This is a genomic window from Nocardioides sp. B-3 (assembly GCF_024703895.1).
Classification (GTDB): domain Bacteria; phylum Actinomycetota; class Actinomycetes; order Propionibacteriales; family Nocardioidaceae; genus Nocardioides.
The window spans coordinates 3,269,099-3,293,012 of sequence record NZ_CP087968.1 but is presented as its reverse complement, the minus strand read 5'-3'; the positions used below and the strand labels follow the sequence as shown (position 1 = coordinate 3,293,012).

General features: G+C 69.9%; 27 protein-coding genes and 9 pseudogenes. 14 read left to right on the top strand and 22 right to left on the bottom strand.

The genetic code is table 11. The features are described 5' to 3' along the window. Nucleotides 1–917: 917 nt before the first annotated feature. The 3 genes and pseudogenes from LP418_RS21905 to LP418_RS21895 all read right to left on the bottom strand — a co-directional run. Nucleotides 918–1,412, bottom strand: a complete 495-nt coding sequence (locus LP418_RS21905; RefSeq protein WP_257953669.1) for a hypothetical protein — start codon at nucleotides 1,410–1,412, stop codon at nucleotides 918–920. Next, nucleotides 1,409–2,179, bottom strand: a complete 771-nt coding sequence (locus LP418_RS21900; protein ID WP_257953668.1) for a hypothetical protein — start codon at nucleotides 2,177–2,179, stop codon at nucleotides 1,409–1,411. The genes LP418_RS21905 and LP418_RS21900 overlap by 4 nt, the downstream gene beginning before the upstream one ends. Nucleotides 2,180–2,309: 130 nt before the next feature. Beyond that, nucleotides 2,310–3,749: pseudogene (locus LP418_RS21895) on the bottom strand (CHC2 zinc finger domain-containing protein); the annotation flags it as partial. Nucleotides 3,750–3,898: 149 nt separating this feature from the next. On the opposite strand from LP418_RS21895, the gene LP418_RS21890 reads away from it, so the two are divergent. From LP418_RS21890 to LP418_RS21880, 3 genes are read left to right on the top strand one after another with little or no spacing between them, the layout of a single operon-like run. Further along, nucleotides 3,899–4,216, top strand: coding sequence for a phage holin family protein (locus tag LP418_RS21890; RefSeq protein ID WP_257953667.1), 318 nt, complete (start codon nucleotides 3,899–3,901; stop codon nucleotides 4,214–4,216). Nucleotides 4,217–4,232: 16 nt separating this feature from the next. Next, nucleotides 4,233–4,481 carry a DUF3618 domain-containing protein gene (locus tag LP418_RS21885; RefSeq protein ID WP_257957140.1) on the top strand — a complete coding sequence of 83 codons (249 nt, stop codon included), beginning with the start codon at nucleotides 4,233–4,235 and terminating at the stop codon, nucleotides 4,479–4,481. Between the two features lie 38 nt (nucleotides 4,482–4,519). Next, the gene (locus LP418_RS21880; RefSeq protein WP_257953666.1) at nucleotides 4,520–4,867 is read left to right on the top strand and encodes a hypothetical protein; all 348 of its coding nucleotides are present in this window, start codon (nucleotides 4,520–4,522) and stop codon (nucleotides 4,865–4,867) included. Here LP418_RS21880 and LP418_RS21875 read toward each other — a convergent pair. The 5 genes from LP418_RS21875 to LP418_RS21855 form a co-directional block, all read right to left on the bottom strand. Then, nucleotides 4,854–5,732, bottom strand: coding sequence for a hypothetical protein (locus tag LP418_RS21875; protein WP_257953665.1), 879 nt, complete (start codon nucleotides 5,730–5,732; stop codon nucleotides 4,854–4,856). The two genes, LP418_RS21880 and LP418_RS21875, sit on opposite strands and share 14 nt — an antisense overlap. Then, complete coding sequence (locus tag LP418_RS21870) at nucleotides 5,726–6,043, bottom strand: HD domain-containing protein (RefSeq protein ID WP_257953664.1); 318 nt, start codon at nucleotides 6,041–6,043, stop codon at nucleotides 5,726–5,728. Before LP418_RS21870 ends, LP418_RS21875 begins: the two co-directional genes overlap by 7 nt. Before the next feature lie 41 nt (nucleotides 6,044–6,084). Then, nucleotides 6,085–6,342, bottom strand: a complete 258-nt coding sequence (locus LP418_RS21865; RefSeq protein ID WP_336275787.1) for a hypothetical protein — start codon at nucleotides 6,340–6,342, stop codon at nucleotides 6,085–6,087. Continuing rightward, nucleotides 6,224–6,772 carry a GntR family transcriptional regulator gene (locus LP418_RS21860; protein WP_257953662.1) on the bottom strand — a complete coding sequence of 183 codons (549 nt, stop codon included), beginning with the start codon at nucleotides 6,770–6,772 and terminating at the stop codon, nucleotides 6,224–6,226. Before LP418_RS21860 ends, LP418_RS21865 begins: the two co-directional genes overlap by 119 nt. Nucleotides 6,773–7,003: 231 nt before the next feature. Further along, on the bottom strand, nucleotides 7,004–7,192 hold the full coding sequence (locus LP418_RS21855) for a hypothetical protein (protein ID WP_257953661.1): 189 nt from the start codon (nucleotides 7,190–7,192) through the stop codon (nucleotides 7,004–7,006). On the opposite strand from LP418_RS21855, the gene LP418_RS21850 reads away from it, so the two are divergent. Continuing rightward, nucleotides 7,179–7,643, top strand: a complete 465-nt coding sequence (locus LP418_RS21850; RefSeq protein ID WP_257953660.1) for a divalent metal cation transporter — start codon at nucleotides 7,179–7,181, stop codon at nucleotides 7,641–7,643. The two genes, LP418_RS21855 and LP418_RS21850, sit on opposite strands and share 14 nt — an antisense overlap. On the opposite strand, the gene LP418_RS21845 is transcribed toward LP418_RS21850, so the two are convergent. Beyond that, nucleotides 7,630–7,860: a hypothetical protein gene (locus tag LP418_RS21845; RefSeq protein WP_257953659.1), complete on the bottom strand. Its 231-nt coding sequence runs from the start codon at nucleotides 7,858–7,860 to the stop codon at nucleotides 7,630–7,632. The two genes, LP418_RS21850 and LP418_RS21845, sit on opposite strands and share 14 nt — an antisense overlap. A gap of 143 nt (nucleotides 7,861–8,003) precedes the next feature. On the opposite strand from LP418_RS21845, the gene LP418_RS21840 reads away from it, so the two are divergent. The 5 genes and pseudogenes from LP418_RS21840 (at nucleotide 8,004) to LP418_RS21820 (ending at nucleotide 10,466) form a co-directional block, all read left to right on the top strand. Then, nucleotides 8,004–8,204: a hypothetical protein gene (locus tag LP418_RS21840; RefSeq protein ID WP_257953658.1), complete on the top strand. Its 201-nt coding sequence runs from the start codon at nucleotides 8,004–8,006 to the stop codon at nucleotides 8,202–8,204. Between the two features lie 5 nt (nucleotides 8,205–8,209). After that, nucleotides 8,210–8,981, top strand: a pseudogene (locus LP418_RS21835) (LamB/YcsF family protein). Next, entirely contained in the window at nucleotides 8,978–9,139 is a 162-nt protein-coding gene (locus LP418_RS21830) for a hypothetical protein (RefSeq protein WP_257953657.1), read from the top strand. Before LP418_RS21835 ends, LP418_RS21830 begins: the two are co-directional and overlap by 4 nt. Beyond that, nucleotides 9,082–9,588, top strand: coding sequence for a 5-oxoprolinase subunit B family protein (locus tag LP418_RS21825; protein ID WP_257953656.1), 507 nt, complete (start codon nucleotides 9,082–9,084; stop codon nucleotides 9,586–9,588). Before LP418_RS21830 ends, LP418_RS21825 begins: the two co-directional genes overlap by 58 nt. Then, nucleotides 9,585–10,466, top strand: coding sequence for a biotin-dependent carboxyltransferase family protein (locus tag LP418_RS21820; protein WP_257953655.1), 882 nt, complete (start codon nucleotides 9,585–9,587; stop codon nucleotides 10,464–10,466). The genes LP418_RS21825 and LP418_RS21820 overlap by 4 nt, the downstream gene beginning before the upstream one ends. A 185-nt stretch (nucleotides 10,467–10,651) precedes the next feature. Here LP418_RS21820 and LP418_RS21815 read toward each other — a convergent pair whose 3' ends face one another. Beyond that, the gene (locus LP418_RS21815) at nucleotides 10,652–11,230 is read right to left on the bottom strand and encodes a hypothetical protein (protein WP_257953654.1); all 579 of its coding nucleotides are present in this window, start codon (nucleotides 11,228–11,230) and stop codon (nucleotides 10,652–10,654) included. A gap of 252 nt (nucleotides 11,231–11,482) precedes the next feature. Next, nucleotides 11,483–12,621 (bottom strand): annotated as a pseudogene (gene dusB / locus LP418_RS21810) (tRNA dihydrouridine synthase DusB). Between the two features lie 64 nt (nucleotides 12,622–12,685). Here dusB and LP418_RS21805 point away from each other — a divergent pair. Further along, a complete protein-coding gene (locus LP418_RS21805; RefSeq protein ID WP_257953653.1) occupies nucleotides 12,686–13,819 on the top strand; it encodes an endonuclease/exonuclease/phosphatase family protein in 1,134 nt (377 codons plus the stop codon). Here LP418_RS21805 and LP418_RS21800 read toward each other — a convergent pair. From LP418_RS21800 to LP418_RS21790, 3 genes and pseudogenes are all read right to left on the bottom strand, one after another. Next, nucleotides 13,816–14,439: a hypothetical protein gene (locus LP418_RS21800; RefSeq protein WP_257953652.1), complete on the bottom strand. Its 624-nt coding sequence runs from the start codon at nucleotides 14,437–14,439 to the stop codon at nucleotides 13,816–13,818. The genes LP418_RS21805 and LP418_RS21800 overlap by 4 nt on opposite strands. A 63-nt stretch (nucleotides 14,440–14,502) precedes the next feature. After that, nucleotides 14,503–15,904, bottom strand: a pseudogene (locus LP418_RS21795) (glycine--tRNA ligase). Between the two features lie 176 nt (nucleotides 15,905–16,080). Further along, nucleotides 16,081–16,290 (bottom strand): antibiotic biosynthesis monooxygenase, encoded by a 210-nt coding sequence (locus tag LP418_RS21790; RefSeq protein ID WP_257953651.1) that lies wholly within the window; start codon nucleotides 16,288–16,290, stop codon nucleotides 16,081–16,083. A 130-nt stretch (nucleotides 16,291–16,420) separates the two neighbouring features. Here LP418_RS21790 and LP418_RS21785 point away from each other — a divergent pair, with 130 nt between their 5' ends. The 4 genes and pseudogenes from LP418_RS21785 to LP418_RS21770 form a co-directional block, all read left to right on the top strand. Further along, the gene (locus LP418_RS21785; protein ID WP_257953650.1) at nucleotides 16,421–17,311 is read left to right on the top strand and encodes a metal ABC transporter substrate-binding protein; all 891 of its coding nucleotides are present in this window, start codon (nucleotides 16,421–16,423) and stop codon (nucleotides 17,309–17,311) included. Then, nucleotides 17,305–17,976 (top strand): metal ABC transporter ATP-binding protein, encoded by a 672-nt coding sequence (locus LP418_RS21780; RefSeq protein WP_257953649.1) that lies wholly within the window; start codon nucleotides 17,305–17,307, stop codon nucleotides 17,974–17,976. The genes LP418_RS21785 and LP418_RS21780 overlap by 7 nt, the downstream gene beginning before the upstream one ends. Nucleotides 17,977–18,128: 152 nt before the next feature. Then, entirely contained in the window at nucleotides 18,129–19,004 is an 876-nt protein-coding gene (locus LP418_RS21775; RefSeq protein WP_336275786.1) for a metal ABC transporter permease, read from the top strand. 165 nt (nucleotides 19,005–19,169) lie between these two features. Next, nucleotides 19,170–19,409, top strand: a pseudogene (locus LP418_RS21770) (Fur family transcriptional regulator); the annotation flags it as partial. 90 nt (nucleotides 19,410–19,499) lie between these two features. Here the strand turns inward: LP418_RS21770 and LP418_RS21765 are convergent. From LP418_RS21765 to LP418_RS31310, 8 genes and pseudogenes are all read right to left on the bottom strand, one after another. After that, a complete protein-coding gene (locus LP418_RS21765; protein ID WP_257953648.1) occupies nucleotides 19,500–20,276 on the bottom strand; it encodes an isoprenyl transferase in 777 nt (258 codons plus the stop codon). Between the two features lie 87 nt (nucleotides 20,277–20,363). Continuing rightward, nucleotides 20,364–21,091, bottom strand: a pseudogene (gene recO / locus LP418_RS21760) (DNA repair protein RecO). 552 nt (nucleotides 21,092–21,643) lie between these two features. After that, nucleotides 21,644–21,871: pseudogene (locus tag LP418_RS34215) on the bottom strand (alpha/beta fold hydrolase); the annotation flags it as partial. A 197-nt stretch (nucleotides 21,872–22,068) separates the two neighbouring features. Further along, nucleotides 22,069–22,428, bottom strand: a pseudogene (locus tag LP418_RS34210) (alpha-isopropylmalate synthase regulatory domain-containing protein); the annotation flags it as partial. A 4-nt stretch (nucleotides 22,429–22,432) separates the two neighbouring features. After that, nucleotides 22,433–22,663 carry a hypothetical protein gene (locus tag LP418_RS34205; RefSeq protein ID WP_442940301.1) on the bottom strand — a complete coding sequence of 77 codons (231 nt, stop codon included), beginning with the start codon at nucleotides 22,661–22,663 and terminating at the stop codon, nucleotides 22,433–22,435. 92 nt (nucleotides 22,664–22,755) lie between these two features. Beyond that, nucleotides 22,756–23,427: pseudogene (locus LP418_RS34200) on the bottom strand (hypothetical protein); the annotation flags it as partial. Nucleotides 23,428–23,472: 45 nt separating this feature from the next. Further along, nucleotides 23,473–23,700, bottom strand: coding sequence for a hypothetical protein (locus LP418_RS31315; protein WP_336275784.1), 228 nt, complete (start codon nucleotides 23,698–23,700; stop codon nucleotides 23,473–23,475). Beyond that, complete coding sequence (locus tag LP418_RS31310) at nucleotides 23,697–23,819, bottom strand: hypothetical protein (RefSeq protein ID WP_336275783.1); 123 nt, start codon at nucleotides 23,817–23,819, stop codon at nucleotides 23,697–23,699. Before LP418_RS31310 ends, LP418_RS31315 begins: the two co-directional genes overlap by 4 nt. Nucleotides 23,820–23,914: the final 95 nt, after the last annotated feature.

Below are 23,914 nucleotides of genomic sequence, written 5' to 3'. Positions count from 1 at the left end.
CTCCACGAAACCCGGGGCGATTCACTTCTGTCACCTGCGGACGAGCAATATGGATTGCGGCGTCTTCTCGGCTCCTTCGGCTGCGCGGTACAGCCGAGCATGGATGTCGAAGCCAAGAGCTTCAAGAACGTCGACAACGTGGTCAGGATCGTGTCGGAAGTTCGCCATAGTCACCGCGTGCCCGTATGCGGTGGTGCGTTGGACCCGCTGGCCGTCGCCGGACTGGAAGGCTGCCGGGAGCCAAGCACCGGGTCTGAGCGCCTGGGCAAAGTTCGCGCCAATAGCTGGCAATCCAGCCGGCGCAGTATGGATGAGGGAGTACCAAGCCAACAGGCCACCCAGGGCTGGCCGGCGGCACTGGCAGCTCCTCCAGGGGTGCCGACTTCGAAACGAAGGTGCGGGTAGGTACGTCGGGCGACGTCGACCATGCCCGAGGACAGGTCGATGCCGAGGACTTCCAAGCCACGAGCGGCCGGGTGGGCGCTGACGCGACCGGCCACGGACACCCGTCCAGCGTTTGGGGTCAATCCCTGCCGCAGGGAGGAAGGTGGAGCCCGGGAGAGCCGTCGTGCCCGCGTTCGCCTTAGAACCGAAGGGGCGGGGACGTTCCGATGCCCGGGCAACGCGCACCTACACCTGCTGACGGGACCTCGATCTGGTCCCGCCCTCCGAGCTTCGTTCCTGGCGAGTCGAGCGCGCTGAACGATGCATAGCCGATGCACCGGAGAAGGCAAACGGCCCGCGATCTGCGTTTCCGCAGGTCACGGGCCGTTCTCTGGTGCTCCCCGATTGGACTCGAACCAATAACCCTCCGGTTAACAGCCGAATGCTCTGCCAGTTGAGCTACAGGGGATCGCTTGTGCAACGGTGTGAAACCTTAGCAAGCCCTATCCGGTGTTGAGAAATCAGTAGCCGATCTAGAGACCGACATCGGCCCGGGCAGCGGCCAGCGCCCGGGTCGAGGCCTCGCGCACGGCCGGATCTCGGGGGTCCACGCCCTCGTCGTACTCGAAGAACCACGTGATCCCACCGCTGCCGCGCGGCGGCCTGCGCCCGATCACTCGCACTCCACGACGACCCGCCAACGGCATGTGCCGCTGCAGCACGATGCTGGCCATGACGCGCTCGCGGACGAGCTCGAGGAATCGCCCGGGCTCGGTGAGGCCGAATGAGTGGGTGACCTTCTCCGCGCCCCACTCACCGACCAGCGAGAGTCGGAAGACTGCCTCGTCGCGGTCCCAGTCGGCGGCCTCGACCCGCTCCCGGGGGACCCGCTGGGCCGGTGCGGAGCCGACGTAGAACGCGTCGCGCGTGCCGGCGAGGACGATGCCGTCGACGCTCTCGCACGAGGCCAGCACGCGCTCCCCCTTGGCCACCGCGATCGTCGGCGGGGCCTTGCGAAGCGATCTCACGAGGTCTTCACCTGCTGGTCGCGCAGGTTGCGACGGTACTGCTCCAGCGCCACCAGCTCACCGAACATCTTGTTGTACGCCGCGGCGTGCTCGACCGGGTTGGTGCGCTGCAGTCGCGACTTCAGCTCCGCGATCCGGCGCAGGGTGGTGAGCTCCCGGAGGCGATAGACGTGCATGGCGACGTACGTCGCTGTCGGGGCCTCCGGGGTCAGGACCGGCTCGACACCGAGCTCACTGATGGCCGAGGACACCGCAGGATCGGCGACTGACGAGCGCACCTTCGTGCTCCAGCCCCGGTCCTCGGTCCCGGCCGCCGGGCCACCCGCGGCGGCCACGGCCTCCCAGACGCCGCGGTAGGTCGGGTGGCTGAAGTCGTCGGGCCCGACACCGTTGATGACGCGGCCGACGGAGGCGGGGTGCTGGATCACGATCTTGAGCGTCTCGCGTTCGATGGCGAAGCGCGGGTCGCGCAGGCTGGGGACCTGCGGCCGGGGCGGGCCGGCGGGCGCCTCGGCGGGCGTGTCTCCTCGAGGGGCGCGACGATCAGTGCGCTCGGTCGGCGGTCGGGACGCCCGCGCGGCGGCACGGCGGACCTCGGACTCGGCGTCGTCGACGTCGACGCCGAGCATCCCGGCGATCTCGCGGGCGAAGGCGTCGACCTTGGACTTGTCGCGGATGCTCGACACCAGTCCGGCGGCCTCGCGGAGCGCGTCGATCCGGCCGTCGGCACGGTCGAGGTCGTACTTGGACGCGACGTTGGTGAGCACGAAGCGGTAGAGCGGCTGCCGCTTGGCGACCAGCTCGCGCACCGCCGCGTCGCCCTTCTGGATCCTGCAGGTCGCATGGATCGAGACCGTCCGGTTCGATGGCGACGTAGGTCTGGGAGACGAAGTTCTGGTCGCCGTTGAAGGCCTTGAGCGCTGCCGCCTGCCCGGCGGCGTCGCCGTCGAACGTGAAGATGACCTCGCCGCGGAACTCCTCGTGGTCGTGCAGGAACCGACGCAGCACGCGCGCGTGGTCGTCGCCGAAGGCGGTGCCGCAGGTCGCGACCGCCGTGGGGACGCCGGCGAGATGACAGGCCATCACGTCGGTGTAGCCCTCGACCACCACGGCCTGCGACGAGCGCGCCATGTCGCGGCGGGCCGAGTCGATGCCGTAGAGCACCCGGCTCTTCTTGTAGATCGTGGTCTCGGAGGTGTTGAGGTACTTCGCCTCGATCTTGTCATCGTCGAAGATGCGCCGAGCGCCGAAGCCGATGGTGTCGCCGCTGGCGTCGCGGATCGGCCACAGCAGGCGTCCCCTGAAGCGGTCGTACGCCGATCGGCCCATCGCCACCAGACCGGCGGCGATGGATTCCTCGTCGGTGAGCCCGCGGGCCCGCAGGTGCTTCGTCAGCGCCTCGCCGTCTCGCGGCGCGAAGCCGAGCCCGAACGTGGAGGCCGCCTCGTGGTCGAACCCGCGCTGGGTCAGGAAGTCGCGCGCCGCTACGGCGTCGACCGTCTCGAGCTGGCCGGCGTAGAACTCCTGCGCGATCTTGTTGGCCTCGATCAGCCGCCCGCGGGCAGGACCTCTCGGCCGCTCGGACGGACCGTCGCCGTCCTCGCGGCGCAGCTGGACGCCGTACTTGTCCGCAAGGCGTTCGACCGTCTCGCCGAAGGTGAGGCCGTCGATCTTCATCAGGAAGGCGATGACGTCGCCGCCCTCCCGGCACCCGAAGCAGTTGCCCGTGAGGATGTTGTCCTCAAGCGTGAAGGCGTGGCCGTCCGGCACCTCGGCGCAGAAGACTTCCTCGACCCGGTCCGTCGGCTCGACCGACCGGACGACCCAGTCAGCGACAGTGGCGGTTTGCTCGGGCTCGGGATACATCGACACCAGCGTGTCGCCGGCCTTCAGGTCCGAGGTCAGCAGTTCCTTGGAGTTCTTGAGCCCCTTGCCCGAGCGGATGAACCACCGGTGGCCGTCGGTGGCGAAGAGCTCCTTGACCTGCTGGTTGCGCGTCAGCGTGATCTTGTGGAGTCGCTGTTCGCCGTACGACTTGAACGGCGCATCGACCCATTGCGAGCTGGCGCCAACGACGCGGTGCACTCCCCCGGCCGGGTCGCGGATCTCGCGAACACCTTCGCTCGTCAGGACGCGGGTCTCACCCGCAAGACAGTGGAAGAACCCGCGCGAGGGCGTCACGTGGAAGGACGGGGACTTCTCGTCGTGGAAGGGGCACAGCCCCTTCAGCGAGCCACCGCCCGCCTTGCGGAGGGTGACGTAGCCGGACACGACGTCGTCGATGCGCGCCTTCTCCCGCACCTCAGCGATGTCGTCCTCACGGATCCTGCCTGCCACGTCGCGGAGTCTACGGGCGACCACCCCCACCCGTAGGGGCGGAGGACGTTCGATTCCCCGCGCGAACTTTGGCACTGTGGATCGCATGACCCACGACACCGGGGGACGACCAGACCCTCGGGGCGCTGGTCCATCAGCTCACCACGCAGGTGCCCGACCTGATCCGCTCCGAGATGCGCCTCGCGCAGGCCGAGATGACGGAGAAGGTCAAGGCCGCGGGCCCGGGCCTCGGCATGTTCAGTGCGGCCGGAGTGTTGGCCTTCTTCGCGCTCGCGACGCTGATCACGACGGCCATCCCGGGCCTGAGCAACGTCGTCGAGGCGTGGCTGGCGGCGCTCATCGTGGCCCTCGAGCTGCTGGTGGCCGCCGCCATCGCCGGCCTCGTCGGCAGGAAGAAGGTGACGTCCGCCGGACCACCGAAGCCCGAGCTCGCCCTCGGCGGCCTCCGGGGGACCTCGCCACCGTGAGAGGGAACCACCATGACTGACCCCCGGGACCCCGGCCCAGATCGAGGCCGACATCGAGAGCCAGCGTGAGCAGCTCGCCCACACCGTCGACCAGCTCACGGCCAAGCTCGACGTGAAGTCCCGCACGCACGACAAGGTCGCGGACCTCAAGGACCGGTCCACGACCGCGGACGGGACGCCCCGGCCAGAGGTGGTCGCCGCCGCGGGGTCGCTGCTCGCCGTGCTGGCCGTCCTCGTGGTCTGGCGCGCTCGCCGTACCCACTGAACCCCATCGATCGAACCTCACAGAACGGGAGACCACCCATGAAGAAGTTGTTGCTGCTCACCGCCGGCGGGATCGGCTACGTCCTCGGCGCCCGCGCCGGCCGCGGCCGCTATGACCAGATCGCCAACCTCGCGGGCAAGGTGAAGTCCGACCCGCACGTCCGGGACGCCGCCCACCGGGCAGCGGACACCGCCAAGGCACAGGCACCGGCGGTCAAGGACAGGGTCACGTCCGCGGCGGGCACGGTTGCCGACAAGGTCAGGCCGTCCGGTCACCACGACGGCACCGGGCACCCTGGAGGACCAGCTGAACCCCGACAACGTTGCCCTGCAGGACAACCCCTACCCGCAGGGCAACCTGCCCTGAGCGTGGTCAGCCGGTCGTGAGCTCCGTGTGCCGGTTGATGGCCCGCGCGTCCGTGTAGGACGCGACCCGGTCGACGATCACGCGGCGTCGGGCGTCGTCGTCCCCGGCGACCTGCCAGTCGTCGACGAAGGACGGGTCGAGTCCGTCCGGGCCGAGCTTCCAGAGCGCCTCGAAGAGCTCGGACATCAGCTGACGCTGGCGCTCCATCAGGTCCACCCGGTCCCGGGCCTGCATGACGTAGTGCGCCGCGATGCCCTTGAGGATCCCGATCTCGATCTCCGTGTCGCGCGGCACCACGAGGTCGGCCCGGTGCCTGACGAACGGTCCGTCTGACGCCGCGAAGGTCGCCGACTGGACACTGCCGCAGAAGCGGCCGACCAGATCGCTGGTGAGGTTCTTGATCGCGGCGAGCGAGCGCCTGCTTCCGTCGTACGGCGAACGCGGCCAGCTCTCCCGGGCGCGCATCGCCTCCGGGGCAGCGAGAAGCTCGGCGTCGTCACTGTCGGGGAGGTACCACGCGCGCACCGTCTCCCAGAGCGCGTCGAGGTCGAGCCGGGTCAGGTCGAGCCGGTCGGCCACGATGCCGTCCTCGACGTCGTGCACGGAGTAGGCGACGTCGTCGGCGAGGTCCATCACCTGCGCCTCAAGGCACTTGCGGGTGCCCTTGATCCCCTGCCGCAGCCAGTCGAAGACCTCGAGGTCGTCGTCGTAGACGCCGAACTTGACCACGAACCGCGGGGTGCCGTCGGCGTGCACTCCCCCGGGGTCGGAGGCGAGGGCGCGGGTCCACGGGTACTTCGTGCAGGCGTCGAGGGTGGCGCGCGTGAGGTTGAGCCCGACGGAGCCATGGGGGCCGAACGTCTTGGCCTCCAGCCGGGTCAGCAACCGCAGCGTCTGGGCGTTGCCCTCGAAGCCACCGCACTCCCCGGCTCAGGCCGGCCAGCGCGCTCGCCGTTGTGGCCGAACGGCGGATGGCCCGAGTCGTGGGCGAGTGCGGCCGTCTCGGTGACGTCCGGGTGGCAGCCCGGGGCACGGGCCGGGTCGCGGGCGACCTGCGCCACCTCGAGGCTGTGGGTGAGCCGGTTGCGGACGAAGTCGTCGGACTGCGGACCAACCACCGGGTCTTGGCCGCGAGCCGTCGCGACGCTGCCGCGTGCACCACCCGGGCGCGGTCGCGCTCGGAACGCGGTGCGCACCGGCGCGTCCACCCGTTTCGGGGGGCTCGGCGACCGAGCGCTCACGGTCGGCGTCGCCGTACAACTCCTCGATGTTCATCGAGACGCGACACTAGCCGCGCGCCGACGGCGTAGGCGTCGGCCAGCTGGGCCTCCGCCATGTCGAGATAGGTGGCCAGCGCGTCCTCGGCGCCGTCGAGGTCACCCTCCTCGAGCAGCTCGAGGATCTTGTGGTTGTCCGCGAGATAGGGCTCGTGGAACGTCTGTGGAGCGGCCATGACGTGGAAGACCAGACGCAGCTCGGCCAGCACCAGGCGCATCGATTCGTCGATCCGCGGGCTCTCCGCGAGAGCGGCAACAGCCCTGGTGGAACCGCATGTTGGCGGTGCCGACCTCGGCCCAGCGTCCGTCGCGCGCCGCCGCGTCTCCCTCTTCCACGGCTTGGCGGACGGCGACCATCCGGGCAGACCCCGGGGCCGCTCCCCCACGATCTCGGCGCTGGCGCGCCTGCGCGATCGCGCCGCACTCCACGATCCTCCGGAAGGTGTAGAGGTCGCGGACGTCATCGACGGCAAGCTGCCGCACGAACACGCCCCGGTTGAACTCATGGACGAGGAGACGCTCGTGGGTGAGCAGCCGGAAGGCCTCGCGCAGGGTGTTGCGCGAGACACCCAGCGCGGCACCGATCTCCTCCTCGGAGAGCCGCGTCCCCGGAAGCAGCAGACCCTCGGTGATGTGCGTGCGCAGCACGTCCGCCACGCGCTCGGCGGTGCTGGCCCGGCCAGAGCGCCCGGCGCTCCCGGCCGAGCGCCTCGATCCATCCGTTCCCGGTGGTCACCTGCTCAGTGTATGCCGATGAGGGGATTGACAGATTGTTCAACAATCCCTCATTCTGATGTGACGCCGGTCTCATCGCCGGATCCCCCGTCAGCAAAGGCCAACGACATGGACAACGAGGCAACAGCCACCCAACCCACGCGGTCAGCCGGCGCTGCCGGGCGCGGCGCTCTCCCGGGCGCAATGTTCCTGATGGCGACCAGCGCGATCGGGCCGGGCTTCATCACCCAGACCACCGTCTTCACCGCCCAGCTCGGGGCGGCCTTCGCCTTCGCGATCGTGGTGTCGATCCCGGGTCGACATCGCGGTGCAGCTGAACGTGTGGCGCGTCATCGGAGTCTCGGGGATGCACGCCCGGGACCCGGCCAACAAGGTGCTCCCCGGCTCGGGCTACCTCCTCGCGGTCCTCGTCGTGCTGGGCGGCGCGGTCTTCAACATCGGCAACATCGGCGGCACCGCGCTGGGCATGAACGCGATGTTCGGCATGGACGTGAAGCTCGGCGCCGCGATCTCGGCGGCCATCGCCGTGGCCATCTTCCTGAGCAAGCGAGCCGGGGTCGCGATGGACCGGATCGTCGTCGTGCTCGGCGTGCTGATGATCTCGATGGTGCTCTACGTCGCGATCGTGTCCGACCCGCCCGTCGGCGAGGCCCTGCGCCAGAGCGTCCTGCCGGACGAGGTGAGCTTCCTGATCATCACCACCCTGATCGGCGGCACCGTCGGCGGCTACATCACCTACGCGGGCGCCCACCGCCCGGTCGACTCCGGCATCACCGGCACCTGAGCACATCTCGATGATCACTCGCGGCTCCGTCACCGGGATCATCGTCACTGGCGTCATGCGCGCCCTGCTCTTCCTCGCCGTCCTCGGCGTGGTGGCCGGCGGCGCCTGTACTGGCTGCGGACAACCCGCCCGCCTCGGCCTTCCAGCACGCGCTCGGCGACGTCGGCGTCCGCATCTTCGGCGTCATCCTGTGGGCCGCCAGCATCACCTCGGTCATCGGCGCGTCCTACACCTCGGTCTCGTTCATGGCCGGCTTCATGGGCCGGCTGCGCGAGCAGCGCAACCTGCTGGTGGTCGGCTTCATCGCCGTCTGCGCCGTGGCCTTCCCCGGCGCTCGGCAAGGCACCGGTCACCCTGCTGGTGCTCGCCGGTGCCCTCAACGGGCTCATCCTCCCGGTCGGCCTCGCCATCATCCTGTGGGCAGCGGCCCGTCGCTCCGGCGACCTGCTCAAGGGCTATGCCTATCCGAAGTACCTGCTGGTGATCGGCATCCCGGTGTGGATGCTCACCGTCTACCTCGGCTGGAAGTCGCTCGGCGGCATCAGCGCTCTGTGGGGCTGACTGCGATGGGCATCGACCTCAACTCCGACCCGGGCGAGGGCTTCGGCCAGTGGACCCTCGGCGACGACGACGCGCTGCTCGACCTCGTCACCAGCGCCAACATCGCGTGTGGCTTCCATGCCGGCGATCCGACCGTGCTTCGCCGTACGTGCGAAGCGGCCGCCGAGCGTGGCGTCGTGATCGGGGCGCAGGTGGGCTACCGCGACCGGGCGGGCTTCGGACGCAGGTTCATCGACATGGATCCGCATGACCTGACGAACGACGTGCTCTACCAGATCGGCGCGCTCGAGGCGTTCGCCCGCGTCACCGGGACCGGGGTCAGCTACGTCAAGCCGCACGGCGCGCTCTACAACACGATCGTGCACCACGAGGCCCCGGGCTGCCGCGGTCGTCGACGCCGTACGGCGATATGACCCCGGCCTTGCCGTGCTCGGCCTGCCCGGCTCGGTGTGGCTGCGACTCGCCGAGGAGGCCGGCCTGACCGTCGTCGCCGAGGCATTCGCGGATCGCGCGTACACACCCGAGGGCACCACGGTCTCGCGCCGCGAGCCCAATGCCGTCCTGCACGATCCCGAGGTCGTCGCCGCACGCTGCGTGCGGCTGGCGACGAGGGGCGAGATCGAGGCGGTGGACGGCACGGTGATCGCGGTGCAGGCTGGCTCCGTCTGCGTGCACGGCGACAGCCCGGGTGCCGTGCAGATGGCGTCCGCCGTCCGACGCGGTCTCGAGGAGGTCGGTGTGCAGATCACTCCCTTCGTCGACGTGGCCCAGCCGTGAGGCTGTTGCCCTGCGCGGACTCCGCACTGCTGGTGGAGCTGGCCGACCCGGACGAGGTGCTGGCGCTCTACACGGCACTGGTCGACGATCCCCCGACGGCGTGGTCGACTCGGTGCCGGCAGCGCGGACGCTGCTGCTGCGCATCGATGCGGGCGTGACCGACGTCGGCCGGGTCGCCCGCTGCGTACGCCGCACGGAGCCCCGGCCGGGGGCTCGACCCGATGCGGGCCCGGTGGAGATCCCGGTGCACTACGACGGTGAGGACCTCTCCGAGGTCGGTCGCCTCACCGGTCTGGGTGAACGCGGCGTCATCGATGCCCACACCGGCCGGGAGTGGACGGTCGCGTTCTGTGGCTTCGCTCCCGGCTTCGGCTACCTCGTGGGCGGCGACGAGCGACTCCGCGTCCCCCGTCGCAGCACGCCACGCACCCGGGTGCCGGCCGGAGCGGTGGCGCTCGCCGGTGAGTTCGCCAGCGTCTATCCACGGGAGTCGCCGGGCGGCTGGCAGCTGATCGGGCACACGTCGATCCGCCCGTGGGACATCGACCGCGACCCGCCCGCCTTGATGCTGCCCGGCGCCCGGGTTCGCTTCGTGGAGGCCTCATGAACAGCATCGAGGTGCTCGACGCGGGGCCGCTGACCACGGTGCAGGACTTCGGTCGCCCCGGCCTCGCTGCGTTGGGAGTCGGACGATCCGGGGCCGCGGACGCAGACGCGATGCGTCTCGCCAACCGGCTCGTGGGCAATGCCGAGTCCGCCGCGACGCTGGAGGTGACGTTCGGTGGTCTCCGAGTCCGCGCGCACGGAGGCGCTCGGGTCGCGCTCACGGGCGCGCCGTGCCCGATGAGCGTGGGTGGGCGTGAGGTGGCGCCGTACTCCGTGTTCTGGATGCCGGACGGTGACGTGCTCCGCCTCGGCCTTCCCTCGTCCGGGCTGCGCAGCTATCTCGCCGTGCGTGGCGGCATCGAGGTGCCCCGCGTCATCGGCTCACGGTCGACCGACACCCTCTCGGCAGTCGGGCCCGCACCGCTGTCGCCGGGCGATCGCCCGGACATCGGCCACGAGCCGCCTCAGCCACTGACCGTCGACCTGGCACCCGTGCGCCAGCCCGAAGCCGGCGACCTGCGGCTGCGAGTCGTGCTCGGCCCCCGCGACGACTGGTTCACGGACGACGCACGACGCTCGCTGCTCCGCGAGCCCTACGAGGTGACGGCCGAGAGCAACCGCATCGGCATGCGGTTGGGCGGTACGCCGCTGGCGCGGTCCCGCACCGAGGAGCTGCCCAGCGAGGGCATGGTCTGCGGGGCCCTGCAGGTGCCGCCCTCGGGCCAGCCGACGCTCTTCCTCGCCGACCACCCCGTCACCGGCGGCTATCCGGTGATCGCGGTCGTGATCGGCGCCGACATCGGGCTCGCCGCCCGGGCCCGCCCCGGCCAACAGCTGTGGTTCAGCGCGGTGAAGGGTCCGGACCCGGGCTTTCAGTAGACCGTGACGTGAACGTGGTCGTAGTGGTTGGCGGTCGTCGAACCGCGGTCCGACATGTAGCGCCAGCCCTCGCCGCTGCGCTCCACCGACCACATCTTCTGGGAGAAGATGATGTATTCTGATGCCGAGGGCGGAGTAGTTGGCGCGGAGGAACTCGGCCACCTCCCAGCCGGTCTCGCCGGTGATCATGATGTCGATCGCCCGGCCCTCGCCGTGCTCGCCGTCGTTGCGCCAGTGCCGTAGGAGGTGATCTGGGGCCAGTTGGCGCAGACCACGTCGTGGATGTCGTAGAGCGTCGCCCGGCCGGCATCGATCGTGGAGCCGTTGGAGCAGGTGCCGCCCAGCAAAGGGCCGGTCTCGGGCTTCTTCTTGGCGAAGTAGCCCGGGCTGACCCAGCGCGACCGGCCGTTGACGACGACCTCGACGCGACCCTTGTCCTTGCGACCCGTGAGGAGCACCTTCTCGACGCCCTCGAGGACACCGATCTTGTCGGCGTCCTTCTCGGGTCCGGACCACAGGTTGAGCTCGGCGGTGGTCCACATCTTGAGGTCGGCGCGCTTGATCGCCTTGCGCGTCGCCCTCACCTCGCGCTTCGCCTCACGCTTGGCGACCTTGGCGGCCAGCACGCGGGACTCGGAGCGGGAGACGATGTCGTCGCGGGTGACGGTGCTCGACAGCGCGCTGGCGCTGGAGCCGCTCGACGCGGCGAGGAACTCGTCGGCCTGAGGGGTCGCGGTCAGGACACCGAGGCTGACGGCGGACACCGTCGCCATGATGGCGATGGGGCCTGCGACTGGATGGCCTTGGGGCGGCGGGCTTTGGTTTCCCGCTTGTGGCGATGTTGAGCCACAGCGTTGTTCCTAGCTGTCGTGTACGGGGGATTTGGCGTCAGGCACTCAAGCGGGGAAGGCGAGCGCCGAACACGATTGACGAGTCAAACACACGATTTCGCCCCTGTCCCAATTCTGGGCCGAGTGTCTCGGGGTGTTTCCCGTCACCCGCTCGTCACCGGACCGTTATCCGCCCGTGACCTCGTTGGCATCTTCGCGGACGTGGATGTCGCGTCCGTCGGTGTCGTCGAGCCATCCTTCGGGCAGCACGACGCGCTTGCGCGGAGCGCCCCCGGCGCCCCCTCGGAGTGCCGAGCTCGTTGGTCGGGAAGGGTGCGTCGTGGTCCAGCTCGGCGAGCAGGACGTCGAGGGTCGCGAGGCTGTCGACCAGCGCCAGCAACCGTCGCAGGTCGCCGCCGGCAGGGAAGCCCTTGAGGTACCACGTGACGTGCTTGCGGAACTCCTTGCAGCCACGCTCCTCCCCCATGTGCTCACTCAACAGCTCGGCGTGCCGCCGCATCATGTGCGCGACCTCGCCGAGGCTCGGAAGGATCGAGACGGCGTCGCCGTTGAACGCGGCGGCCGGGTCGTGGAAGAGCCACGGCCGCCCCGGGCAGCCGCGCCCGACCACGACGCCGGCGACCCCGGTCTCCTCGACCATGCGGGAGGGCGTCGGCCGCCTCCCAGATGTCACCGTTGCCCGGGACGGGGATGTCGACCGCCTCGACCAGTCGAGCGATCGCGTCCCAGTCGGCACTGCCGGAGTAGGCCTGCTCGACCGTGCGCCCGTGCAGCGCGATCGCCGCGGCACCGGTCTCCCTGGGCGATCCGGCCGGCGTCAAGATAGGTCAGGTGGTCGTCGTCGAGACCCTTGCGCGTCTTCATCGTGACCGGCACGTCGTACGCCGCAGCGGCGCCGACCGCCGCCGTGAGGATGTCCGCCAGCAGACCGCGCTTCCACGGCAGCGCTCCCCGCCGCCCTTGCGCGTCACCTTGGGCACCGGGCAGCCGAAGTTGAGATCGACGTGCGCGACGCCGTAGTCAGCACACAGGATCTCGACCGCCTTGCCGACGTAGACCGGGTCGGTGCCGTACAGCTGGACGCTCCGGACGGACTCGAGCTCGTCGAAGACGAGCATCTTCCTCGTCGTCTCGTCACCCTCGACGAGGCCACGCGAGGTGATCATCTCGCAGACGTAGAGGCCGGCGCCCTGCTCGGCACACAGTCGCCTGTACGCCGCATTGGTGATGCCCGCCATCGGCGCGAGCACGACCGGGGTGTCGATGGTGAGGGACCCGAGGGTCAGCGAGGCGGGCAAGGACATGATGCCATTGTCACGGCCCGACGCAGGTCTCCCCAAAACCAAGCCGCTCTGGTTTGGTGAAGGCATGTCCCGGACCCGCATCGCGTCGTTCAACGTGGAGAACATGTTCGACCGGCCCCGGGTGATGAACGCCGACGACTGGGCCGAGGGCGCGCCGGTGCTCGCGGCCTTCGCGCGGTTCAACGAGCTCGCGCAGCTCGACGTCTACGACACGGGCACACGCGACGAGCTGCTGCACCTGCTCGAGGTGCTGGGACTGCTGCGGTCGGACTCCAGCAGGTTCGCGGTGCTGCGCAGGATCCGGGGCAAGCTATTGACCCGACACCGCAACGGCGAGACCAGCCCGGTCGCTCGTGGCCGGGCCGACTGGGTGGGCTGGGTCGAGCTCGTGACCGAGCAGGTCACCGAGCTGGCGACGCAACACACGGCGATGGTGGTGCGCGACGTCGGGGCCGACGTGCTGGGGGTGCTGGAAGTGGAGTCGCGGCCGTTGCTCGAGCTGTTCTCGGAGTCAGCCCTCGCCGAGGTCGACTGGTCGCCGTACGACCAGAGCCTGCTGATCGACGGGAACGATGCCCGCGGGATCGACGTCGGCCTCATGTGCCGGGGCGGGTTCGAAGTCAGCTTCATCCGCACCCACATCTACGACGAGGACGCGGCGGGCCGGATCTTCTCGCGCGACTGCGCCGAGTTCCACCTCGTCGGGCCCGAGGAGCAGCGCCTCGTCGTCCTCGTCAACCACTTCAAGTCCAAGGGCTACGGCACTCCGGGCGACCCGATCGGTGCGGTACGGCGGGCACGACAGGCCGCACGGGTGGCCGAGATCTACGAAGACCTGCTCGCCGAGGGCATCGATCACGTCGCGGTCGTGGGCGACCTCAACGACTGGCCCGGGGGCGGCTCACTCGGCGCGCTGCTCGAGGACACCTCCTTGACCGACATCAGCGGTCATCCGGCCTTCGAGTGGAACGGTCGTCTGGGGACGTGGCGCAGCGGCGGCGAGACGGCCAAGATCGACTACGTCCTGCTCTCCCCCGCCCTGTTCGCCGGGGCCGTGGGGGGGCGGCGTGTTCCGCAGGGGCGTGCACCGAGGATCACGCACACCCGACGCGTGGGAGGTGTACGACACCCTCACGCGAGACGTCGACTCGGAGCCTCGGACCACGCTGCCATCCATGCCGACATCGAGTGGACCTAACGGCGCTTCTTCTTGCCTCGTCCCTGCTTCTTCGCCGGCTTGTCAGCGTGTACGGCGACCTCGCCCGTCCGGGTGATCGGCGCCGCCTCGAGCGACGGCTGGAACGTGACGGACTCGAAGGTCCCGTCGGGTGATCCGAAGAAGACGAGGCAGGCATCCAGCTCGTCCCCCGTGCCGAACGACGCCGGGAACGGGCCCGAGTCACAGGGCTTGAACGGCGTCGCGAATCGCCACGGCGGGCTGAGGGTGCCGTTGGAGTCCCGGAGGTAGAGCGGGACGTCGAGCCCGCCGAAGTCGGCCTCACCCTCGTTGGCGATCACGACGTCGACGTAGAACGGCTGGTTGTCCTCGGTGATCCCGGACCCGTCGAGGCCCTCGAAGTCGGCGAAGTCGCCGGCCCGGACCTTCTCGACGGCGATCGACAGCTCGCCGGAGAGCGCGATCGTGGGCGACCATGCCACCGTCTCGGCGGCACCGAAGGCGAGCACCGTCGGCGTCGGCTCCGCGGTCGGCGTGCTCGACGGGGTCGGGGTGACGACGGCTTCTGGCTCCGACGAGCCCGAGGCGCACGCGGACAGCGCGCAGACCGGGAGGAGGGAGACGAGGAAGGAACGCAGCATGAGGGCAGTGTGCCTTGGTTTCGACACGCTCGCTGGCGCTCGCTGCTCAACCAGCGGCACGGCTCAGCAGCCGAGCAGCTTCTCCGCGAAGTAGCGGCTGATGCCGTCGAGGCTCACCCGCTCCGGCCCATGGTGTCGCGCTCGCGGACGGTGACCGCGTTGTCGTCGATGCTCTCGAAGTCGACGGTCACGCAGAACGGGGTGCCGATCTCGTCCTGACGGCGGTAGCGGCGGCCGATGGCACCGGAGTCGTCGAACTCGACGTTCCAGTTCTGCCGCAGCTCGGCGGCCAGCGCCTTCGCCTTCGGCGACAGGTCGGCGTTGCGGCTGAGCGGCAGGACGGCGACCTTGACCGGCGCGAGGCGCGGGTCGAGCTTGAGCACGACGCGCTTGTCGACGCCGCCCTTGGTGTTGGGGGCCTCGTCCTCGGTGTAGGCGTCGATCAGGAACGCCATCAGGCTGCGCGTCAGCCCGGCCGCAGGCTCGATGACGTAGGGGACGTAGCGCTCGTCATTGGCCCGGTCGTAGTAGGACAGGTCCTTGCCGGAGAACTCGCTGTGCTGCTTGAGGTCGAAGTCCGTGCGGTTGGCGATGCCCTCGAGCTCCTCGAAGTCGCGCCCGGAGAACCCCGAAGCGGTATTCGATGTCGACGGTGCGCTTGGAGTAGTGCGACAGCTTCTCGGCGGGGTGCTCGAAGTGACGGATGTTGTCGGGGTTGATGCCCGTGTCGACGTACCACTGTGTGCGCTGGTCGATCCAGTGCTGGTGCCACTCCTCGTCCTCGCCGGGCTTGACGAAGAACTCCATCTCCATCTGCTCGAACTCGCGGGTGCGGAAGATGAAGTTGCCGGGCGTGATCTCGTTGCGGAAGCTCTTGCCCATCTGGGCGATGCCGAACGGCGGCTTGCTCCGGCTCGTGGTCACGACGTTGGCGAAGTTGAGGAAGATGCCCCGGGCGGTCTCGGGACGCAGGTAGTGCAGGCCCGACTCGTCCTCGATGACGCCGAGGTAGGTCTTGAGCATCATGTTGAAGTTGCGCGGCTCGGTCCACGCGCCACGGGTGCCGCAGTTGGGGCAGGCGACGGACTCGTTGATGTTCACGTCGTCGGGGTTCTCGATCCCCTTCTTCGTCGCGTAGTCCTCCTGCAGGTGGTCCTCGTGGAACCGCTTGTGGCAGGACTGGCACTCGGTGAGCGGGTCGCTGAACGTCTTGAGGTGGCCGGAGGCCTCCCACGTCTTCGTCGGCAGGATCACGCTGGAGTCGAGGCCGACGACGTCCTCACGCCGGGTGACCATGAACTTCCACCACTGGCGCTTGATGTTCTCCTTGAGCTCCACCCCGAGCGGGCCGTAGTCCCAGGGCCGACTTGGTGCCGCCGTAGATCTCACCGCACGGGTAGACGAAGCCTCGGCGCTTCGCGAGGGAGACGACGTTGTCGAGGGCGGTGGGAGCAGGCTTGGCCACAGTGAATCCTTCTGCGTTGAATCTTTGGCGAGCTGGCTGGCTGCCAGTCAGGAGATGAGCGAGCGCTCAGCCTAGTGCGCGGGGCGAGGCGATATTCAGGTCGGTGCCCGGCTCCACGACTTCATAGGCGCTGGGCTCGTCGAGCGCCCGACTCAGGAGGGGTACGGCGTGCAGCTTCACGTCGTACGCCGACACGCGCGCCGATAGGCACCGACGTGCTCCCACAGCGTGGAGAGCACCCACAGCTCGGGGTCGTCGACATTGCGACCCACGTTGCCCCGCTCGTAGCCGGGCCGCGCAGCGAGCGCCGCGTGCGCGGCGTCCATGTCGCGGCGGAACGCCTCAGCATCGACTGCAGGGACACGGAAGCGGGAGACGACGAGCACGCTCGCAGGGTAGCGGCCGGGACCGTTTTGACAATGATTCTCAACTGGTCGAGAATCATTCTCATGTTCACTCGCTCTCGTGCCCCGGTCGCCATCGGTGCCGCCTCCCTGCTCCTCACCGCCTGCGGCGGTGACACCTGACGCCACCGGGTCCGGTGAGTCCGGTCGTTCCGCCGTCGCCGCGTTCTACCCGCTCGCCCGGGTCACCGAGCAGGTGGCCGGTGACGGCTGGCAGGTCACGAACCTCACCCAGCCCGGCGGCGAGCCGCACGACCTCGAGCTCGGGATCTCGCAGACCGTCGAGCTCGACGAGGCCGACATCGTCGTCTTCGAGCACGGCTTCCAGCCGGCCGTCGACGAGGCCGTGGAGAACGTCGGCTCCGCGACGCTCCTCGACGCGGCCGAGGCGATCGAGCTGAACCCAGCCGAGGAAGGCCACGAGGACGAGGGACATGAGGAGGAGGGGCACGAGGGCGAGACCGCGGAGGAGCACGAGGAGCACGGCGACTTCGACCCGCACTTCTGGCACGACCCGCTGTTGATGGCCGACCCGGCCGACGCGGTGGCCGACGCGCTGGCGGAGTCCGACCCCTCCGGCGCCGAGACCTACGCGGCCAACGCTGCTGACGTGCGCGCGGACCCGGAAGGGCTCGATGCGGCGTACGCCGAAGGCCCGGCGTCGTGCGAGCGCGACCACGTCGTCGTCAGTCACGACGCGTTCGGCTACCTCGAGCGCTACGGCATGCACTTCGAGGGCATCGCGGGTCTCTCCCCCGACGCCGAGCCGACGCCCGCAGTGCTGGCGCACCTGCAGGAGCTGATCGAGGAAGAGGGCATCACCACCGTCTTCTCCGAGCGCCCGGCCTCCCCCGCGATGGCAGAGTCGCTCGCCGCCGACACCGGCGTCACGACCGCCGTCCTCGATCCCATCGAGGGACCGTCCGACGACGCCGCGAGCAGCGACTACGTTGCTCTCATGGAGCAGAACCTGACAGCACTGCAGGCGGCCAACGGATGCTGAACGCCCTCGGCGCACCGGTCGTGGAGGCGCGGGCGGTGACGGTCGCCATCGGCGGTCGTCCCGTGCTGCGCGGCAACGACCTGACGGTGCGCGAGGGCGAGTTCGTCGCACTGATGGGCGCCAACGGGTCGGGCAAGTCCACGCTGGTCCGCGCCCTGACCGGATTGCGTCCGCTGACCCTGGGGTCGGTGCACCTCTTCGGCACCCCGCTCGAGGACTTCCGTGACCGCCGACGCATCGGCTTCGTCCCGCAGCGGGCGACGGCCGCCGGCGGGGTGCCGGCCAGCGTGCGCGAGGTCGTCGCCTCGGGCCGCCTGACCGGGCGTCGGCTGCTGCGCCTGCCCACCCGGGCCGACAGGATCGCCATCGACGACGCCCCGGAGGTCGTCGGGCTGTCCCACCGCGCGCACGACGGTGTCTCGACCCTGTCGGGTGGGCAGCAGCAGCGGGTCCTGATCGCGCGCCCCGGCCGGGGAGCCGGAGCTCTTCTTCCTCGACGAGCCCACCGCTGGAGTGGACCTGCCGAACCAGCAGGCCCTCGCGGCAGCCCTGCGCACACTCTCGGAGCGCGGCGCCACCGTGGTGCTCGTCGCCCACGAGCTCGGCCCGCTGGCACCCCCGGTCGACCGGGCAGTCGTGATGCGCGACGGACGCATCGCCTATGACGGTCCTCCGCTGTCGGAGGAAGCAGTGCACGGTCACCACCACCCGAGCCCGGGACGTCACGACCACGTCCCCCACGTGGGTTCCCCCTTCGACTCCCCCGGAGGGCGGACGATGAATCCTCTCGACCTCCTCGGGCACGACTTCATGCAGCGTGCGCTGCTCGCGGCCCTCTTCACCGGTCTCGCCGCCCCGGCCATCGGCACCTTCTCGGTGCAGCGCCGCCCTGGCGCTGCTCGGCGACGGCATCGGGCACGTTGCCGTCACAGGCGTCGCGATCGGGTTGCTGACCGGCACCTCCCCCGTCTGGACCGCCGTCCTCGTCGCGATCCTCGGCGCCGTGGCGATCGAGGCCATCCGCGAGCTGGGCCACACCAACGGCGACGTCGCGCTCGCCCTGCTCTTCTACGGCGGGCTCGCGGGCGGGGTGCTCATCACCGGACTCGCCGGGCAGGGCGCCAACAAGCTGCACGCCTACCTCTTCGGGTCGATCACCAGCCTCTCGGACGCCGACGTCTGGTTCACCATCGGGCTCGGGGTCTGCATCGTGGCGATCACGCTCGGGCTCCTGCCGCAGCTGTTCGCCGTCGCTTCCGACCCCGAGTTCGCCAAGGTCGCCGGGCTCCGGGTGCGCAGCTACAACCTGCTCGTCGCCGTGCTCGCGGCCGTCACGGTGACCGTCGCGATGCGCACGGTCGGCCTCCTCCCCGGTCTCGGCCCTGATGGTCGTGCCGGTCGCCACCTCCCAGCAGCTGGCCGGCTCTGTTCCGGTCGACGCTGGCAGGCGCGATGGGTGTCGGCGGCCCGGCCGCGGTCGGTGGCCTGCTCGTCGCCGCGTCCTTCCCGGTCGGCATCACCGTCGCTCCGGGACCCGCGATCGTGCTGCTGGCGCTGGCCATGTTCGCCTCCACCGGCCGATCGGTGTGTGGCTACGGCACCGACGCCGGGTCCGGGCCCCCTTCCCCGCCGTACCCGACGACGAGCGGGACCACCGAGCCATCGAGAACGGGCACGCGCACGTGCACGGTGACGACTGCGGTCACCCGGCCGTCGAGCACGGCGACCACGTCGACTACGTCCACGACGGCCACCGCCACGCCCCCCACGGAGAGCACTATGACGAGCACTGAACGGACGAGCACTGAGCGGACGCCGATGCGCCCGGACCGGGCAGCGCACCGCCGTCGTCGAGGCAATGGCGTCCTTCGACGACTTCCGCTCCGCCCGGGACCTGCACGACCTGCTCGGTCGCCGGGGCACGCCCGTCGGGCTGGCCACGGTCTATCGGACGCTGAACGCCCTCGTCGAGGCCGGCGAGGTGGACATGCTGCGCACCGAGGACGGCGAGGCGATCTATCGCCGTTGCTCGGAGACCCACCACCATCACCTCGTGTGCCGCTCGTGTGGCGCGACCATCGAGGTCGAGGGACCTGCGGTCGAGCGCTGGACCACGGCGATCGCGGCCGAGCACGGCTACTCCGACGTTGCCCACACCCCGGAGATCTTCGGGACCTGCGCGCTGCGCCTAGAAGTTGGGCTTCGCTCCGCCGTACCGACGATCGCGGCTCGCGTAGGTCTCGATCGCGCGCCACAGGTCACGGCGGTCGACGTCGGGCCAGAGCACGTCGGTGAAGACGAACTCGCTGTAGGCCGCCTGCCAGAGCATGAAGTTGGAGAGCCGCTGCTCCCCCGAGGTGCGCCAGATCAGGTCGGCCTCGGCGAGCTCGGGGACGTAGAGGTGGCGAGCGATCGCGCGTTCGTCGATCTTGTCCGGCTTGATCCTCCCGGCCGCGACCTCGCGCGCGACACCACGCACGGCGTCGACCAGCTCGGAGCGACCGCCGTAGTTGACGCACATCGTCAGGGTGCAGACGTCGTTGTCCTTGGTCAGCTCCTCGGCGACCTTGAGCTCCTTGATCACGGACTTCCACAGGCGCGGAGCGCGTCCGGCCCAGCGCACGCGCACGCCGAGCTCGTGCATCTCGTCGCGGCGGCGGCGGATCACGTCACGGTTGAAACCCATCAGGAAGCGCACCTCGTCGGGCGAGCGCGACCAGTTCTCGGTGGAGAACGCGTAGGCCGAGATGGCCTTCACGCCGATCTCGATCGCGCCCTCGACGACGTCGAAGAGCGATGACTCCCCCTCTTCGTGGCCGCGGGTGCGGGGCAGTCCACGGTCCCGGGCCCAGCGGCCGTTGCCGTCCATCACGATCGCGACGTGCCTCGGCACGAGATCGGCGGGTACGGCGGGTGGTCGCGCGCCACTGGGGTGCGGCGTGGGCCGGCGGACGGATCGGTTCACGGGCGCAGCCTATGCGCCGACTCGGCTGGGTGTTTGCGCCGACTCGGTGTGCAACTTGCGCCGACTCGGCTGTGTGTTTGCGCCGGGTCAGCGTTCGACGTACGCCATCGAGCGCAGGCCGCGCTCGAGGTGCCGAGCGAGGTAGGCCGCGACCGGGGTGCTGGCCTCGCGCAGGTGGCGCGGGTCGGCGGCGCGGACGCAGGCCCAGTCGCCGGTGAGCAACGCGGACAGCACACGGATGGTCTCGTGGGCGGGGGTGGCGGAGCCCGGGATCTTGCAGGTCGTGCAGAGCACGCCGCCGGCCGACGGGTTGAAGTAGCGGTGGGGGCCCTCGAGGCCGCAGCTGGTGCAGTGCTCGAAGGAGGGGGCGTAGCCGGAGACGGCCAGCGAGCGGAGGAGGTAGGAGTCGAGCACCGGCTGGCGGCGTGCTCCTCCGCGGCCATCGCGCGCAGGCCGCCGACGAGCAGCAGGAAGTGCTGGACCGAGGGTTCCTTCTCCTCGGTGACCGGGCGTTCGGCGGTCTCGAGCATCGCGGTGCCGGCGGTGTAGCGCTCGTAGTCGAGACCGAGGCGGGCATGGAACGGGTCGAGCGTCTCGGCCCGGGTGATCGTGTCGAGGTTGCGACCCTCGGCGAGCTGCAGGTCGACGTGCATGAAGGGTTCGAGCCGCGAACCGAAGCGGGAGGTGGTGCGGCGTACGCCCTTCGCGACCGCTCGGACCCGGCCGTGCTGGCGGGTCAGGAGGGTGATGATGCGATCGGCCTCGCCCAGCTTGTGGGTGCGCAGCACGATCGCCTCGTCGCGATAGAGAGGCACCCGGTCATTCTCCCCCATGGCAGGGGTGGAGCAGGGATCTCGGGCGCGGGAGCTCAGGTGGCGCGGCGGCGAGCCCGCTTCGGCGTCTCCCAGCAGGAGGTGGCGAAGTCGACGGCCAGCCCGGTGAGGCGCTCGGGGTGCGCGCGCCACTCCCGGGATGCTGCGGGCGCGGACGAAGGTGGCGTTGGGCATCTCCTCGGCCACCATGGCGGCATCCGCGGCCGGGTGGATCGGGTCGGCGGGGTGGCCGACGACCATGGCCGGGACGGTGATGGCACGCCGTTCCTTCGACGACGGCGCGACCCGGCCGAAGAAGAGGCCGTGCACGACCGCGGCCATGGGTTCGGCGCGCTGGTTGCAGGTGTCGAGGATGATGCCGGCCCAGAACGGCACGATGCCGCGCGGGATCGGCCGGGTGACCCAGCGCAGGGCCGAGACCGTGATCGGCAGGAAGCGGGCGGTGAACAGCAGCGGCCCGAAGGCCATGATCCCGGCTTCGACCGCGTTGTCGAGGACGGGCATCTCGAGCAGCAGGCCCTTGACGCGGTCGGGCGCGAGCACCGCGACCTCGAGCGAGACGTTGGCGCCCGGGCTGGTGCCGCCGATGACGGCCTTCTCGGCGCCGAGGTGGTCGAGCAGGGCGACGACCTGCTCGGCGAAGGCCGTCATGGAGTAGACGAGTGGATCCGCCGGACGGTCGGAGCGACCGTGCCCGAGCAGGTCGAGGGTGACCACGTGCAGGCCGTGGCCGGCGAGCGCGCGGGCCAGCGGCTGGTGCATCCGGCGCGGCATCAGCTGCCCGTGCACCAGCACCACCCAGCGGTCGCCGGAGCCGTACTCGGTGTATTCGAGGCGGTCACGACCACTGTCGGGGTTGGTGAGGAAGAACTGCCCAATGCGCTCGGAGACCAACATGGCTCGGAAATCTAGGCGACTCCGAGCGCATCGGGCGGGACGTCCAGCAGGTGGGTCAGGCCCTACCCGGTGGTGGCGGCCCGGTTGACCGCGCTGATCACGGCCTTCAGGCTCGCGGTGACGATGTTGGCGTCGAGCCCGACGCCCCAGAGGATCTGCTCGCCGACCGCGCACTCGACGTACGCCGCAGCGATCGTGTCGCCCCCGGCGCTGAGCGCATGCTCGTGGTAGTCGAGGACGCGGACGTCGAAGTTGTCGGCATCCCCGCGGTGCACCTCGTTGATGGCGCCGACGAACGCCGAGAGCGGACCGTTGCCCTCTCCGGAGAGAGCGTGCAGCTCGCCATCGACGTAGACGCCGACGTTGAGCTGGTCCTTCTCGCCCGCCGCGCTCGAGGTGTGCACGGAGTCGAGCTTGAGCGGAGTCTCACGCTCGAGGTATTCCGCGGAGAACGTCGCCCAGATCTGCTCGGGGCTGACCTCGCCACCCTCGGCGTCCGTGTGCGCCTCGGATGACCCGGGAGAACTCGATCTGCGCACGGCGCGGCAGGTCGAGCTTGTGGTCGTTCTTGAGGATGTAGGCGACGCCGCCCTTGCCGGACTGGCTGTTGACGCGGATGACCGCCTCGTAGGACCGACCGACGTCCTTCGGGTCGATCGGCAGGTAGGGAACGGCCCAGGGGCTGCTCGTCGACGGACACGCCGGCGCGGGCCGCGTCGCGCCTCGAGCGCCTCGAAGCCCTTCTTGATCGCGTCCCGGTGGCTGCCGGAGAACGCGGTGTAGACGAGGTCGCCGCCGTAGGGGTGGCGCTCGGCGACCGGCAGCTGGTTGCAGTACTCCACCGTGCGGCGGATCTCGTCGATGTCGCTGAAGTCCACCTGCGGGTCGATGCCCCGGGTGAACAGGTTGAGCCCGAGCGTGACCGGGCAGACGTTGCCGGTGCGCTCGCCGTTGCCGAACAGGCACCCCTCGATCCGGTCTGCGCCGGCGAGGTAGCTGAGCTCGGCCGCCGCGACCGCCGTACCCCGATCGTTGTGGGGGTGCAGGGAGAGGATCACGAACTCGCGGCTGCGCAGGTGGCGGCCCATCCACTCGATGGAGTCGGCGTAGACGTTGGGCGTGGTCATCTCGACGGTCGCCGGCAGGTTGATGATGACCGGCTTGTCGGCCGTCGGCTTCCAGACGTCGATGACGGCGTTGCAGACCCGGACGGCGTACTCCAGCTCGGTGCCGGTGTAGGACTCGGGCGAGTACTCGTAGTAGATGTCGGTGTCGGGGAGCAGCTCTTCGTACTTCTTGCAGATCTCCGCGCCGCGTACGGCGATGTCGAGGATGCCCTCCTCGTCGAGACCTGAACACCACGCGCCGCTGGAGGGTGGACGTCGAGTTGTAGAGGTGCACGATGGCCTGCTTGGCGCCACGCAGCGACTCGTAGGTGCGCTCGATCAGCTCCTCGTGGGCCCGGGTCAGCACTGGATCACGACGTCGTCGGGGATCAGGTCTTCCTCGATCAGCATCCGCACGAAGTCGAAGTCGGTCTGGCTCGCGGCCGGGAAGCCGACCTCGATCTCCTTGTAGCCCATCTTCACGAGGAGCTCGAACATCTTCTTCTTGCGGGCCGGGCTCATCGGGTCGATGAGGGCCCGGTTGCCGTCGCGCAGGTCGACGGCGCACCAGCGCGGAGCCTGCGTCATCCGCTTGGTGGGGCAGTGCGGTCGGTCAGGTCGACCGGGATGAACGGTTCGTAGCGCTCGTGCGGCATGCCGCTCGGCTGCTGCGGGTTGCGGTCGTGTGCGGGGCTGCTGGAGATCATGACGGTGTCCTCGAACTGGTGTGGGTGGTGCCGGCGCGCACACACTCTCCGCAGCGAGGGGTCCGGCTGGTCAGGCCCCGCTGCGGCAGCGAAGA

What these genes read in the sequence shown, in the direction of transcription:
- LP418_RS21880 (WP_257953666.1), top strand. Translation starts at nt 4,520, where the DNA reads ATGAAGAAGTTGTTGCTGCTCACCGCCGGCGGGATCGGCTACGTCCTC.
- LP418_RS21865 (WP_336275787.1), bottom strand. Translation starts at nt 6,342, where the DNA reads ATGCGCCTGGTGCTGGCCGAGCTGCGTCTGGTCTTCCACGTCATGGCC.
- LP418_RS21855 (WP_257953661.1), bottom strand. Translation starts at nt 7,192, where the DNA reads ATGACGCGCCACACGTTCAGCTGCACCGCGATGTCGACCCGGGATCGA.
- LP418_RS21845 (WP_257953659.1), bottom strand. Translation starts at nt 7,860, where the DNA reads ATGACCGAGGTGATGCTGGCGGCCCACAGGATGACGCCGAAGATGCGG.
- LP418_RS21820 (WP_257953655.1), top strand. Translation starts at nt 9,585, where the DNA reads ATGAACAGCATCGAGGTGCTCGACGCGGGGCCGCTGACCACGGTGCAG.
- LP418_RS21805 (WP_257953653.1), top strand. Translation starts at nt 12,686, where the DNA reads ATGTCCCGGACCCGCATCGCGTCGTTCAACGTGGAGAACATGTTCGAC.
- LP418_RS21800 (WP_257953652.1), bottom strand. Translation starts at nt 14,439, where the DNA reads ATGCTGCGTTCCTTCCTCGTCTCCCTCCTCCCGGTCTGCGCGCTGTCC.
- LP418_RS21780 (WP_257953649.1), top strand. Translation starts at nt 17,305, where the DNA reads ATGCTGAACGCCCTCGGCGCACCGGTCGTGGAGGCGCGGGCGGTGACG.
- LP418_RS31315 (WP_336275784.1), bottom strand. Translation starts at nt 23,700, where the DNA reads ATGACGCAGGCTCCGCGCTGGTGCGCCGTCGACCTGCGCGACGGCAAC.
- LP418_RS31310 (WP_336275783.1), bottom strand. Translation starts at nt 23,819, where the DNA reads ATGATCTCCAGCAGCCCCGCACACGACCGCAACCCGCAGCAGCCGAGC.